Origin of the sequence: Roseovarius nitratireducens (assembly GCF_002925845.1) — a bacterium.
Taxonomy (GTDB): domain Bacteria; phylum Pseudomonadota; class Alphaproteobacteria; order Rhodobacterales; family Rhodobacteraceae; genus Roseovarius; species Roseovarius nitratireducens.
This window is the reverse complement of record NZ_PDNI01000005.1, coordinates 14,626-28,197: the sequence shown is the minus strand read 5'-3', so window position 1 is coordinate 28,197 and position 13,572 is coordinate 14,626. Positions and strand designations below refer to the sequence as shown.

Below are 13,572 nucleotides of genomic sequence, written 5' to 3'. Positions count from 1 at the left end.
GGCGAGGGAGGGCCACATGGCGTCTGACAGCTTTGACATGATCGTGATTGGCGCGGGGCCTGGGGGCTACGTGGCCGCCATCCGGGGCGCGCAGCTTGGCTTGAAGGTGGCCATTGTCGAGCGCGAGCACATGGGTGGCATCTGCCTCAACTGGGGCTGCATCCCCACCAAGGCGATGCTTCGTTCGTCGGAGGTGTTTCACCTCATGCACCGCGCCAAGGAATTCGGGCTGAGCGCCGAGGGTATCGGCTATGATCTCGACGCGGTGGTGAAGCGGTCTCGCGCGGTCGCCAAGCAGCTGAATTCCGGGGTTGGCCACCTGCTCAAGAAGAACAAGGTGACCGCCTACATGGGCGAGGCGAGCCTGCCCGCCAAGGGCCGTGTCAGCGTCAAGACCGACAAGGGCACCGAGGAGCTGAAGGCGAAGAACATCGTGATCGCCACCGGTGCGCGGGCGCGCGAGCTGCCGGGGCTGGAGGCCGATGGCGATCTGGTGTGGACCTACAAGCACGCACTGGTGCCGCCGCGCATGCCGAAAAAGCTGCTGGTCATTGGATCGGGCGCGATCGGGATCGAATTCGCGAGTTTTTACAACACGCTTGGGGCCGAGACGACCGTGGTCGAGGTGATGGACCGCATCCTGCCCGTTGAGGATGCAGAGATTTCCGCCTTCGCCAAGAAGGCGTTCACCAAGCAAAAGATGAAGATCATGGAAAAGGCTGCAGTCAAGCAGCTCGACCGTGGCAAGGGCAAGGTCACCGCCCATATTGAGACCGGCGGCAAGGTAGAAAAGCACGAGTTCGACACGGTGATCTCTGCCGTGGGAATTGTCGGCAATACAGAAGGGCTGGGACTTGAAGACCTGGGCGTGAAGGTCGAGAAAACGCACGTGGTGACCGACCCGCATTGCCGCACCGGCGTCGACGGGGTTTATGCAATCGGCGATATCGCGGGCGCGCCGTGGCTCGCACACAAGGCCAGCCACGAGGGCGTGATGGTGGCCGAGCTGATCGCGGGCGGCAAGCCGCACGCGGTCGATCCTGACAGCATCGCCGGCTGCACCTATTGCCACCCGCAGATTGCCAGCGTGGGCCTCACCGAGGCGCAGGCCAAGGAGAAGGGCTACAAGATCAAGGTGGGCCGCTTTCCCTTCATCGGCAACGGCAAGGCCATTGCGCTGGGCGAGGCCGAAGGCATGGTAAAGACCGTGTTCGACGCGAGCACCGGCGAGCTTCTGGGCGCGCACATGGTGGGCGCGGAGGTGACGGAACTCATCCAGGGCTATATCGTGGGCCGCACGCTCGAGACCACCGAGGAAGAGCTGATGAACACCGTCTTCCCGCATCCCACGCTTTCGGAAATGATGCACGAATCGGTGCTGGACGCCTACGGGCGGGTGATCCATATCTGAGCCACGGTCGCGGAGGGTGCCGACAGGCCCGTCGGTCGTGGCCGCCGGACGGGGGAAGAATGACGCGCGTCTATCTCGATTACAACGCGACCGCGCCACTGCGTGCCGAGGCGCGCGAGGCGATGATCGCTGCAATGGACGTGGTGGGTAACCCGTCCTCGGTCCATGCGGAGGGGCGCGCCGCCAAGGCGCTGGTCGAGCAGGCGCGTGCGCAGATCGCCGCCGCGCTCGGGGCCGATGGGGCAGAGGTGATATTCACCTCCGGTGCGACCGAGGCGGCGGCGCTTGCGTGCGCGGGCCGGCACCTGTCGGGCGCGGCGGTGGAGCACGACGCGGTGCGCGCCTGGATCACCGCAGATCTGCCGGTGGATGCGGGTGGCCGCGTGACGGTGAGCGACCCAGCGCGCTCGGTTCTGCAACTCGCCAATTCCGAGACTGGCGTGATCCAGACGCTGCCCAAGGGGCTGGCCGTGAGCGACATGACCCAGGCATTCGGCAAGCTGCCGGTGGCGTTTAACTGGACGGGCGTGGACATGGCGCTCGTTTCCGCGCACAAGCTGGGCGGACCCAAGGGCGTGGGCGCGCTGGTGGTTCGGTCGGGCTGCGAGGTGGCCGCGCAACTTCGCGGCGGCGGGCAGGAGATGGGCCGCCGTGCGGGCACCGAGAACGTCCCTGGCATCGCCGGATTCGGGGCAGCGGCAGAGGCCGCTGCGCGTGATCTGGCCGACGGGGGCTGGTCCGAGGTCGAAAAACTTAGAAACATTCTAGAATCAACTATTGCAGAGATTTCAAAGGAGACTATTTTCGTGGGGAAAGACGGACCTCGCCTGCCCAACACAAGCTGCCTGGTCACGCCGGGCTGGAAGGGTGAAACGCAGGTGATGGCGCTTGATCTCGCGGGGTTCGCCGTATCGTCGGGCAGTGCCTGTTCGAGCGGCAAGGTCCGGGCAAGTGGCGCCTTGCAGGCGATGGGCGTTGATGCAGCGGCGGCAAACTCGGCGCTGCGCGTGTCTCTCGGGCCGGAGACGACGACGGACGATATCATGCGTCTTGCCGAGGTCTGGGCAAGGCTGTGGAACAGACATCGGGCCCGCTTGGCCTGAGCGACAGGAGAGAACGGCAATGGCGGCTTTGGACGACAGACAGGTCAAGGACGGCGTCGATCGGGAGACGGTCGATACCGTGCGGCAGGTCGGCGGGGCCTACAAGTATGGCTGGAACACCGATATCGAGATGGACTATGCCCCGATGGGTCTCAATGAGGACATCGTGCGCCTGATCTCGTCCAAGAATGAAGAGCCGGAATGGATGACCGAATGGCGGCTCGCCGCCTATCGCCGCTGGCTGGAGAAGAAAGAGCCCACCTGGGCGATGGTCGATTATCCCAAGATCGATTTTCAGAAGCAGTATTACTACGCGCGACCGAAATCTATGGCGGTCAAGCCCAAATCGCTGGACGACGTCGACCCCAAGCTGCTGGCGACCTACGAAAAGCTGGGTATCCCGCTCAAGGAACAGATGATCCTCGCCGGTGTCGAGGGTGCCGATGAGGCCCCCGCAGAGGCGCGCAAGGTGGCCGTGGATGCGGTCTTTGACAGTGTGAGCGTCGGCACGACATTCCAAGCGGAATTGAAAAGGGCTGGTGTGATCTTCTGCTCGATTTCCGAGGCGATCAAGGAGCATCCCGAACTGGTGAAGAAATACCTCGGCTCGGTCGTGCCGGTCTCGGACAACTTCTACGCCACGCTGAACAGCGCGGTGTTCTCCGATGGGTCGTTCGTCTACGTACCGCCGGGTGTGCGCTGCCCGATGGAATTGAGCACCTATTTCCGCATCAATGCCGAGAATACCGGCCAATTCGAGCGCACGCTCATCATCGCCGACAAGGGCTCTTTCGTGAGCTATCTCGAAGGCTGCACGGCGCCGCAGCGCGACGAGAGCCAGCTTCACGCCGCGGTGGTCGAGATCATCGCCGAGGAAGATGCCGAGGTAAAATATTCCACGGTGCAGAACTGGTATCCGGGCGACGAGAACGGCAAGGGCGGCATCTACAACTTTGTCACCAAGCGTGCCGATTGCCGTGGCGACCGGTCCAAGGTGATGTGGACGCAGGTCGAGACCGGCTCGGCGGTGACGTGGAAATATCCCTCCTGCATCCTGCGTGGCAACGACAGCCAGGGCGAGTTCTACTCCATCGCCATTGCCAACAACTGGCAACAGGCCGATACCGGCACCAAGATGATCCACCTGGGCAAGAACACGCGTTCGCGAATCGTCTCCAAGGGGATCAGCGCGGGCCACGCGCAGAACACCTATCGCGGGCTGGTGTCGATGCACCCCAAGGCAAAGAACAGCCGCAATTACACGCAGTGCGACAGCCTGCTCATCGGCGATACCTGCGGGGCGCACACGGTGCCGTATATCGAGGTCAAGAACAACTCGAGCCGCGTCGAACACGAGGCCACGACATCCAAGGTGGATGACGACCAGCTCTTCTACTGCCGGCAACGCGGCATGGACGAGGAAGAGGCGGTGGCGCTCGTCGTCAACGGATTCTGTCGCGAGGTGCTTCAGGCGCTGCCGATGGAATTCGCCATGGAGGCGCAGCAGCTTGTGGCGATTTCGCTCGAGGGGTCGGTGGGCTAGCGCCTGCGTGCAGCGATGACGGACACCGAAACCATATCGCGGCCGGACCTGACCCTGCCCGAGGCCGAAGCGGCGCACCTGCGCGCGGCTTATGAGCAGGCTGGAGCCATCCTCGAATACGGCTCGGGCGGCTCGACGGTGATGGCCTCCGAGATGCCGGGTAAACGCGTCTGGTCGGTCGAGAGCGATGCGGCGTGGGCCGGGATGATGCGGGACTGGCTTGCCGCCAACCCGCCCGTGCAGGGCACCGAAGTCGAGGTGATCTGGGCCGACATCGGTCCGACCCGCGATTGGGGACACCCGCAGGGCAAGGGTGGTTACCTGCGCTATCCGGGCTATTCGCTGGGACCGTGGGAGCGCGGTGACGTCGCCCCCGACGTGGTGCTGGTGGACGGGCGGTTCCGCACCGGCTGCGCGCTGGCAACTGCACTCCACACGAAGAAGCCGCTGCGGCTTCTGTTCGATGACTACGCGCCGCGCCGCCATTACCACCGGATCGAGGCCTATATCGGCTCTCCGCACCAGGTGATCGGGCGGATGGCCGAATTTGAGGTGGTGCCGATGACGCTGCCGCTGGAGCGTCTGAGCGACGCGATCGGGATGATGCTGCGGCCGTAACGCCGCGAGCGATGTTGAAAGGAAAAATCATGCTGGAAATCAAGAACTTGCACGTCGATCTTGAAGAAGAAGATAAGACCATCCTCAAGGGCGTCGACCTGACCGTTGAGGCCGGTAAGGTCCACGCGATCATGGGGCCGAACGGGTCGGGAAAATCTACCTTGAGCTACGTGCTCTCGGGGCGCGACGGCTACACCGTGACCGAAGGGTCGGCCACGCTCGACGGGCAGGACCTGCTGGACATGGAGACCGAAGAGCGCGCCGCGGCCGGCCTGTTTCTCGCCTTCCAATATCCGGTGGAAATTCCCGGTGTGGGCAATATGACCTTCCTGCGCACCGCCGTGAACGCGCAGCGCAAGGCGCGCGGGCAGGACGAGATCAGCGCCTCAGATTTCCTCAAGCTGGTGCGCGAGAAGGCCAAGGCGCTCGAGATCGATGCCGACATGCTCAAGCGCCCGGTCAACGTGGGCTTCTCCGGCGGAGAGAAGAAGCGCAATGAAATCCTTCAGATGGCCGTACTGGAGCCGCGCATGTGTATTCTCGACGAGACCGATTCGGGCCTCGACGTGGATGCGATGAAGCTGGTGGCGAACGGGGTGAATTCGCTGCGCGATGCGGGCCGCGGCTTCCTCGTCATCACCCACTACCAGCGCCTGCTCGATCATATCGTGCCCGACGTTGTTCACATCATGTCGGAGGGACGCATCATCAAATCCGGTGGACCGGAACTCGCGCTCGAGGTCGAGAAGAACGGCTATGCCGATCTCAAGGCGGAGGTGGCGTGATGGTGGCAGCACCGCAGGCAAAGACAGACACGACGATGCAGATCGACGCGATGCGCCTGCCCGAGGGGGGCGCATGGATCACGGCGGCCCGCGAGGAGGCGCTGGCGCGCCTGCGCGCGACCGGGCTGCCGCAGCGCCGGGACGAATACTGGAAATTCACCCGCCCCGACAGCCTGACGCTGGCCGAGGCACCGCGCGCGGCGCTGTTCGAGGACGGCGACGAGCCCGAGATGTTTGGTGATATGGACCGGCTGCGCCTTGTCTTCGTGGACGGGGTGTTTGATCCGGAGGCGAGCGACGATCCTGAACTCGCGGGGGTTCGCATCGAGCGACTGGCCGATGTGGCGGGGCAGGACCTGCACTGGGCGCGCGATCTCTACGGCACGCTCGAGGCGGGTGGGCAAACCCCTGTGCCGCGCCCGCTGGCGGCGCTCAACACCGCGCTGGCCGAGGACGGGGTGCTGATCCATGTCACCGGCAAGGCGTCCAAGCCGATCAACCTCGTCTATCACCACAGGTCAGAGACCTCCGACGCGCTCCTCCACCACGTGGTCAAGCTCGACGCGGGTGCCGAGCTGACCGTGCTGGAGAACGGCCCAGCGGCGGCGCGCTTCAACAATGTGATGGAGGTGGACGTGGCCGATGAGGCGCGCTTTCACCACGTGCGCGTGCAAGGGCGCGACCACGAGCGCCGTGCGGCTACCCATGTCTTTGCCCGGCTGGGCCGCGAGAGTGCGTTCAAGTCCTTTACCATGACCGCCAACGGCGTGATGACGCGCAACGAATGTGTGATCAATCTCACCGGCGACGACGCCAGCGCCCATGTCGCGGGCGCGGCGATGGGGGACGGCGATTTCCACCAGGACGACACGGTTTTCGTCACCCACGACGCCGAGCGCTGCGAAAGCCGGCAGGTATTCAAGAAGGTGCTACGCAACGGCGCCACCGGTGTGTTTCAGGGCAAGATCCTCGTTAAGCCCGGCGCGCAGAAGACCGACGGTTACCAGATTAGCCAGTCACTCCTGCTCGACGGTGACAGCCAGTTCCTGGCCAAGCCGGAACTGGAGATTTACGCCGATGACGTGGCGTGCTCGCACGGCTCGACCTCTGGCGCGATCGACGAGGACGCGCTGTATTACCTGCGCTCGCGCGGTATCCCCAGGCCGATTGCCACCGACCTTCTGGTGCTCTCGTTCCTTGCCGAGGCGGTGGAGGAGATCGCCGAGGAGAGCCTGCGCGACGAGGTCACAACCCGGCTCTCGGGCTGGCTGGAGCGGCGGCGCGGCTGATGCCGGTCACGCGCGACATCATCGCCACGTACCGGGGGCCGCGCCGGGTGGTGCGGCGCCTGCTCGAAATGGGGCCCCGCGAGGATCGCGCACTGGTCATGCTGATCGCGGCCTGCGTGTTGGTGTTCGTTGCGCAATGGCCGCGGCTGGCGCGCGAAGCGCATCTGACCGAGCAAGAGCTAAACCCGCTCTTGGGCGGGGCTCTGCTGGCCTGGGTGTTCATCGCGCCGCTGCTGCTATATGCGCTGGCGCTGCTCAGTCATGGGGCAGCGCGGCTCATTGGCGGGCGCGGCACGGCCTATGGTGCACGATTGGCGCTCTTCTGGGCGTTTCTTGCTGCGAGCCCGCTCATCCTGTTGCACGGGTTGGTCGCCGGGTTTGTCGGGCCTGGGCCGGGGTTGCAGGGCGTCGGACTTATCTGGTGTGGTGTTTTCCTTTGGTTCTGGATATCCGGGCTGCGAGAGGCGGAATGGAGCGGATGATGACAGGCGAGGCGTTCTGGTCGCTGGTGCGGCAGACATTGTTCGAGCCGCGCGAAGCGGCAGGGCGCATCCTGTCTCTGGGGCTGCCCGCACGCGAGGGCTGGCTAGTGCTCGGGTTGATGGCGGTGCTCAACACGCTGGTCTATTCGTTGTCGATCCGCCTGAGCCCGCCGAGCGACCCGGCGATGATGGACATGATGGGTCCGGCCTTCGGGGCGCCACTCATCTTTGCCGTGACGCTCTTTGCGGCGCTGGCGCTGACCGCGCTCGCGTTTACCCAGGCCGGGCGCGCGCTGGGAGGGACAGGCAGGATGGGCGAGATGCTGGTGCTGCTGAGTTGGATGCAGGCCTTGCGCCTGCTGCTTCAGGTGGTGCTCGTGGTGCTGGCGATGGTGATGCCCACACTCGCGGGGGTCGTGGTGATCGTGGCGGCGGTCTGGGGCCTTTACATCCTGCTGGCCTTCGTGGCTGAGGCGCACGGATTCGACAGCCTGTGGCGCGCCGCCGGCGTGCTCATCATCGGGTTCGTGGCGCTGGTCTTCGGCCTGAGCCTTCTTTTCAGCCTGGCGGGCGTGCGCGTCGCGGGGGGGATTTGAGATGTATGACGTTGAGAAAATCCGCGCGGATTTTCCGATCCTCTCGCGCGAGGTGAACGGCAAGCCGCTGGTCTATCTCGACAACGGAGCCAGCGCGCAGAAGCCGCAGGCGGTGATCGACGCGGTCACCCGGGCCTATTCCCAAGAATACGCCAACGTTCACCGCGGTCTGCATTACCTCAGCAACCTCGCCACCGAGAAGTACGAAGCCGTGCGCGGCATCGTGGCGCGCTTCCTCGGCGTTGCGGACGAGCGGCAGATCGTGCTCAACTCGGGCACCACCGAGGGCATCAACATGGTCGCCTACGGCTGGGCCATGCCGCGGATGGAGGCGGGCGACGAGATCGTCCTGTCGGTCATGGAGCATCACGCCAATATCGTGCCGTGGCATTTCTTGCGCGAGCGGCAGGGCGTCGCATTGAAGTGGGTGGATGTGGATTCGCGCGGGGCGCTCGATCCGCAAAAGGTGATCGACGCCATCGGGCCGAAAACCAAACTTGTAGCGATCACCCATCTTTCCAACGTTTTGGGAACCGTTGTTGATGTGAAATCCATCTGCGACGCGGCCCATGCCAAGGGTGTGCCGGTGCTCATCGACGGCTCGCAATCGGCGGTGCACATGCCGGTGAACCTCGACGATTTGGGCTGCGATTTCTACGCCATCACCGGGCACAAGCTCTATGGCCCCTCGGGCTCCGGCGCGATCTTCGTGAAGCGCGAGCGGCTGGCCGAGATGCGCCCCTTCATGGGCGGCGGCGACATGATCCGCGAGGTCAGCAAGGACGAAGTGATCTACAACGATCCGCCGATGAAATTCGAGGCCGGCACGCCCGGTATCGTACAAACCATCGGTTTGGGCGTGGCGCTCGAGTACATGATGAGTGTCGGCATGGATGCGATCGCCACCCACGAGGCTGACATCGCCGCCTACGCGATGGAGCGTTTATCCGGGCTTAACTGGCTCGGACTTCAGGGGACGGCGGACTGCAAGGCGGCGATCTTTTCCTTCACGATGAACGGCGCGGCGCATGCGCACGACATCTCGACCATCCTCGACAAGAAGGGCGTCGCTGTGCGCGCGGGCCACCATTGCGCCGGGCCGCTGATGGATCATCTCGGGCTGACCGCCACCTGCCGGGCCTCGTTTGCCATGTACAACACCCGCGCCGAGGTGGATGTGCTGATTGAAGCGCTGGAGCTTGCCCACGAGCTTTTCGGCTGAATTTGCGATTGCGGCACCGGGCACGGGCGGCTATAGGTTGCCCCGCGTGCACCCATAGCTCAGCTGGATAGAGTGTCGCCCTCCGAAGGCGAAGGTCGTAGGTTCGAATCCTACTGGGTGCGCCATCTCACATTTGCTGCTGCAAAAATCACCTAAAGCCTTGAATGGTAAGGCTAAATTAGGTGTTCGAAGTCCCTAATTCCGGCAATAGGGCAAAGACTCTACAAAGGCCAGTCTCAGGACTGTTTTCTTCAGGTCTAAGTTGGAATTTATCCAGCCTTTTCCAAAGGCTTGATAGGAATCGCATTGCGTGTTCGAACGACTCCTCGAAGGTATGTCGAGGCTTTCCGCTTTGGGCGAGCTGTTCTTCAGCCAGAACTTTTTCCCGCTCCAGCTTGGCGATACGCTTCTCGTAGGCCGACACCACAGAGCCGTTGCTCGCATCCACGATGCGATCAAGGAGCTGATCGATCTGCATTTCCAGTTGCTTGACGTTCGCCTTCAGGCCTTTGGAGGCCTCATACGCCTGAGCAAGGCGAATATCCCACGCATCGCGCACCAGTACCTTGCCTTGACCGCTTACGCGCTCATAGCGGTAGCCCACAGGTGCCTGAAAAACCCAATAGCCGTTCTGAACCCGTGCCCGCATACGGTTCACGGTTTGCTCACCGTTCTTCTGGCGCTGGTGCTGTGAGACCGAAGCCAGCAAGTTTTCCTCGAGCTGCGGTCGGAATCTTCGCCGAACTCGATGGACGGGCTGACGAGGACGCCGCCAGCATTGCCGATCTTCACGCGCAGCTCGAAATGCGCCATCAGGCCGCGCGCAAGGCGTGTTTGTCGGCGTAGGGAATTTGGTGGAGCCCAGGTTCGTGGGGTTGGTCGGGGTTGATGGTGCGACGGCGAGCTTTTCGCATTCCAGCAGTTCGCGGGGGGCTGCATGATCGCGCTCAGAGAAGGGTCGTCGCCAAGCCGTCAGAAAGTTTGCGGCACGCCCTCTTTCATCGCTAAGTCCTTTACCGGCACAAACCGTGGTGCCGAGATTTCGATCATCGACGGGCCGGCCTGTCCCCCGACAAGTTTCACTGCCGCAGCCACGGCTTTTGACTCCATCGGCACACGGGTATGGGGGATGCCGAAAGACTGTGCGGTGGCCACAAAATCCGGTGGTGTGGGGTCGCATCCCAGAACGGTGACGCCCACATCCTGCATCGAGGTGGCAATCTCGTGATAGCCTCGGTTGTTCCAGATGACAAAGGTGATGGGAAGGTTTTCGTCGACCGCGGCCATCACTTCGGGCAGCGAAAACTGTGCGCCGCCATCCCCGACAATACAGATTACTTGCGCCGATGCATCGGCGATGGAGGCGCCGATCGCCGCCGGGATCGCGTAGCCAAGCGCGCCATATCCGGTGGCGGCATTGAACCAGCCACCGGGGCGGTCATGGTCATAGAACAGATTTCCGGCATAGATCGGCTGGGTGGAATCCCCGACGATCAGCGCGCCGGGCGCCGCGTCGCGAATGGCGTTCAGAATGGCCACCTGCGCGCGGTAATCGGGCCCGATTTCTTCGAAGGCCGCCTCGCGGGCCTGATTTGCGCGCGCAGATCCACCGCTTTGCTTTTCACCCTCGGGCAGACATGTCAGCAATTGGCTGATCGCCGCGCCGGTAGGCCCCTGAATGGGCAAGGTCGCCGGGTGCCGGGCCAGTTGGTCTGCGCAGAGATCAACTCTGATCAAACCGGACATTCGCGCCAGGTTTCCGGTGGCATACATGTCATAATCGGTCGGTCCCAACTCGGTTCCCAGCGCCAGCACACAATCCGCGTCTTCGATCAGATCGCGCACAGCCCGCAGGCTGGGGCTGGCCGGAACCGACAGCGGATGCGCGTGCAATACGCCGCGCCCGTTCACTGTTTGCACCACCGGCGCGTCGAGCCTCTCGGCCAGTGTCTTGAAAGGGGCACCGGCGGTTTTGGCGCCACCGCCGGCAAGGATCACCACCCGCCTTGCGGCGGCGAGCCGCGTTGCCGCTTCTTTGATCTGCGCAGGATCAATGGGGACGCTATGGGGCGGCTTTGCGATCTGCTCGTGACGATACGGCAGGCCGGCCACATCCAGTGGCACTTGAATATGCATTGGCCCCGGACGGCCAATATGAAACAGTTCGAATGCGCGGCTCAAAGCAGCGTCCAATTCGCCCGGCGACGCCACATGTTCGGACACCAGCGCGACGGTCTTGGCGAGCGCATGCTGATCTGGCAGCTCGTGCAAAAAGCCCAGTCCTTTGCCGAGGGACGCAACGGTATTTACGCCAGAAACCACCAAAATCGGGATAGAATCCGCCCGGGCCTGCGCCATAGGCGTCAGCGTGTTGGTCAGCCCGGGTCCGGTAATGACGAACGCCACTCCTGGTTCGCCGGACACTCGCGCATAGCCATCCGCCATGAAACCGGCACCCTGCTCATGCCGGGGCGTTACATGCCGGATACCCGACGCTGCCAATCCGCGATAAAGCTCGACCGTGTGCACGCCGGGGATGCCAAAAGCGCAGGTCACCCCCCGGGCTTTCAACCCGGCAACCAGTGCCTCGCCAACGGTCTGGCCGCTCATGCGACGACACTCGCCTTGCGGTTTGCATTGGCGATGATCCGCTCCACCGCGGTGGTAAACGCTTGGTCCGGGATGGTCAGTGCAACCCGCACCCAATGCTTCAGACTCCCGCCAAAGGCCGAGCCGGGCATTACCGCCACACCATTGTCCAGAAGATTCCAGGCATAGGATTCGCCGTCCATACCAGTCGAGGAGACGTCGATCATGGCGAACATCCCGGCCTTGGGCAGGTGCACCTTCAAATCCGTTTCGGAATGCAGGCGCTTTGCCAACAGAGCCGCCCGTGCTGCAAACCGCGCGGCCATGCCCGCCGCGACCTCCGATCCATCGCGCACCGCCTTTTCGGTCATGTCCGCTATGAAGGGCTGATTGCCGAAAAGCATTGTCTCTGAATATGGCAACAGCGCCTCGCAGAATGCCGCCGGCCCGGCGCACCAGCCGCTGCGGAAGCCCGGCGCGGCATGAGATTTCGACACCGAGGAAACCGCGATCACCCGATCCGCCAACGCGGGATCGGCCAGCGGCGAGACGAATTTCGCCCCGGCATAGATCAGTTGCTCATAGACCTCGTCCGAGATGATCCAAAAGCCATGCTCAACCGCCAAAACGCCGATTGCCGCAATGTCTTGCGCCGTCAGGATCGCGCCGGTTGGGTTATGCGGCGTGGTCAACAACAGGGCGCGGGTGCGGGGTGTTATGCGCGCCGCAACATCGCTGGCCTGCATTCGGAATCCATGCTCCGGGCGCAGGGGCACCGGGACCATATTGGCGCCCGATGCGCGTATTACGCCCTCATAGGTCGCATACATAGGATCTCCGACCAGGACTTCATCGCCCGTCTCGGCCACGCCGGCCAGAACCGCAAACAGCGCAGTCTGGGTGCCTGGGAAACACAGAAAGTTCTCGGGCGTGAAGCTGCGCCCGCGCGTCCCTGAGTAGCGCTGCGCCAATGCCTCCAGCAAACCGGCCTCGCCGCGGCCATTGGAATAGCCGGTGCGCCCTGCTCTGAGAGAGGATATCGTCGTTTTAATCAGCGCTTCCGGTGCCGGGACGTCGGGTTCTCCGATCGTCATTTCGACAATATCTGCCCCCGCCCGCACCAGATCACGGGCCTTCATATGCACTTCCCACTTCGCCCCGCCCAGCCCCGCCAAGCGCTCCGTTATCGTCGTCACTCTCATGGCTGTTCCGCCTCTGCTTCCAATGGGATTTCTATGATGGCACCGACTGATCGCAGGCCGATTTGTGCAAGTTCGCCAGAGGAAAAGGCGTCTGGCAATGCGCCACCCTCCAACCACAGGCCGTCGATGACCGCGTTGCCGGCAATCGCCAGATAGCGCAGCTTTTCCGACTTGCTGGACTGGCCGGCCTCATCCAGCGCGGCTTTGATCAACTCTTCCAGGTGATCCCTGAAATACACATAGGTGCGCTCGTGGATCGCTCTCATACCAGCGTCGTGCCGAACCTTGTTCAGAAACGCCGCCCAAAGTGCGACCGACCGCGCATCGACAACCGGCGGCGTCAGCGTTGCAGAGATGAAGCGCGCCAGTCGCGACCGGGCCTTTCCATCCTTGGCCGAGGCTGCGGTCTGATCTGTCAGGGCGTTCATATGATACTCGTACGCGGCCGAGATCAGCTCTTCTTTGGTGCTGAAATAGTGCCGGACCAACCCTTGCGTCACGTCCGCCTGTTTGGCGATTCCGCGAACCGTCGCGCCGCGCACGCCATTTTCCGCCACTAAATCGAGCGTCGCGAGTATAAGCGCCTCTTTTCGCGCCTCGGCAGGTTTGCGTTCGAACTTTCGGCGCTCTCTGTCCATGCCGGCTCCCTTTTTTTGCCCGACAGAAATTATACACTTGCATAATTACTTGAGGCGCGGCTTACTACAAGCCAAAAATCGGGGTTCCACAAAG

The 13,572-nt window shown here is 63.1% G+C and carries 14 protein-coding genes and 1 tRNA gene; 10 read left to right on the top strand and 5 right to left on the bottom strand.

Annotated features, from left to right (window positions below; all coding sequences use genetic code 11):
• Positions 1-16 precede the first annotated feature (16 nt).
• The 10 genes from lpdA to CRJ03_RS00205 all read left to right on the top strand — a co-directional run bounded on the left by lpdA (position 17) and on the right by CRJ03_RS00205 (position 9,174).
• Positions 17-1,411, top strand: a complete 1,395-nt coding sequence (lpdA, locus tag CRJ03_RS00250) for a dihydrolipoyl dehydrogenase (RefSeq protein ID WP_104016919.1) — start codon at positions 17-19, stop codon at positions 1,409-1,411.
• Between the two features lie 59 nt (positions 1,412-1,470).
• Positions 1,471-2,514: a cysteine desulfurase family protein gene (locus tag CRJ03_RS00245; protein ID WP_104016918.1), complete on the top strand. Its 1,044-nt coding sequence runs from the start codon at positions 1,471-1,473 to the stop codon at positions 2,512-2,514.
• Positions 2,515-2,533: 19 nt separating this feature from the next.
• Entirely contained in the window at positions 2,534-4,057 is a 1,524-nt protein-coding gene (gene sufB, locus CRJ03_RS00240) for a Fe-S cluster assembly protein SufB (protein ID WP_104016917.1), read from the top strand.
• 15 nt (positions 4,058-4,072) lie between these two features.
• On the top strand, positions 4,073-4,675 hold the full coding sequence (locus tag CRJ03_RS00235) for a hypothetical protein (RefSeq protein WP_104016916.1): 603 nt from the start codon (positions 4,073-4,075) through the stop codon (positions 4,673-4,675).
• Between the two features lie 29 nt (positions 4,676-4,704).
• Positions 4,705-5,460 (top strand): Fe-S cluster assembly ATPase SufC, encoded by a 756-nt coding sequence (gene sufC / locus CRJ03_RS00230; protein ID WP_104016915.1) that lies wholly within the window; start codon positions 4,705-4,707, stop codon positions 5,458-5,460.
• Between the two features lie 2 nt (positions 5,461-5,462).
• On the top strand, positions 5,463-6,749 hold the full coding sequence (gene sufD / locus CRJ03_RS00225; protein ID WP_104016962.1) for a Fe-S cluster assembly protein SufD: 1,287 nt from the start codon (positions 5,463-5,465) through the stop codon (positions 6,747-6,749).
• Positions 6,749-7,231, top strand: coding sequence for a YIP1 family protein (locus CRJ03_RS00220; protein WP_104016914.1), 483 nt, complete (start codon positions 6,749-6,751; stop codon positions 7,229-7,231). Before sufD ends, CRJ03_RS00220 begins: the two co-directional genes overlap by 1 nt.
• On the top strand, positions 7,231-7,827 hold the full coding sequence (locus CRJ03_RS00215) for a YIP1 family protein (RefSeq protein ID WP_206018262.1): 597 nt from the start codon (positions 7,231-7,233) through the stop codon (positions 7,825-7,827). Before CRJ03_RS00220 ends, CRJ03_RS00215 begins: the two co-directional genes overlap by 1 nt.
• A 1-nt stretch (position 7,828) precedes the next feature.
• The gene (locus CRJ03_RS00210) at positions 7,829-9,049 is read left to right on the top strand and encodes a cysteine desulfurase (RefSeq protein ID WP_104016912.1); all 1,221 of its coding nucleotides are present in this window, start codon (positions 7,829-7,831) and stop codon (positions 9,047-9,049) included.
• 48 nt (positions 9,050-9,097) lie between these two features.
• Positions 9,098-9,174 (top strand) — tRNA-Arg (locus CRJ03_RS00205).
• Between the two features lie 53 nt (positions 9,175-9,227).
• Here the strand turns inward: CRJ03_RS00205 and CRJ03_RS20030 are convergent.
• The 5 genes from CRJ03_RS20030 to CRJ03_RS00185 all read right to left on the bottom strand — a co-directional run bounded on the left by CRJ03_RS20030 (position 9,228) and on the right by CRJ03_RS00185 (position 13,478).
• Positions 9,228-9,707 (bottom strand): hypothetical protein, encoded by a 480-nt coding sequence (locus tag CRJ03_RS20030; protein ID WP_206018260.1) that lies wholly within the window; start codon positions 9,705-9,707, stop codon positions 9,228-9,230.
• On the bottom strand, positions 9,704-9,862 hold the full coding sequence (locus CRJ03_RS20025; protein WP_206018258.1) for a hypothetical protein: 159 nt from the start codon (positions 9,860-9,862) through the stop codon (positions 9,704-9,706). The genes CRJ03_RS20030 and CRJ03_RS20025 overlap by 4 nt, the downstream gene beginning before the upstream one ends.
• Positions 9,863-10,021: 159 nt before the next feature.
• Positions 10,022-11,659, bottom strand: a complete 1,638-nt coding sequence (locus CRJ03_RS00195; RefSeq protein WP_104016911.1) for a 5-guanidino-2-oxopentanoate decarboxylase — start codon at positions 11,657-11,659, stop codon at positions 10,022-10,024.
• Positions 11,656-12,840, bottom strand: a complete 1,185-nt coding sequence (locus CRJ03_RS00190; RefSeq protein ID WP_104016910.1) for a pyridoxal phosphate-dependent aminotransferase — start codon at positions 12,838-12,840, stop codon at positions 11,656-11,658. Before CRJ03_RS00190 ends, CRJ03_RS00195 begins: the two co-directional genes overlap by 4 nt.
• Positions 12,837-13,478, bottom strand: coding sequence for a TetR/AcrR family transcriptional regulator (locus tag CRJ03_RS00185; RefSeq protein WP_104016909.1), 642 nt, complete (start codon positions 13,476-13,478; stop codon positions 12,837-12,839). The genes CRJ03_RS00190 and CRJ03_RS00185 overlap by 4 nt, the downstream gene beginning before the upstream one ends.
• Positions 13,479-13,572: the final 94 nt, after the last annotated feature.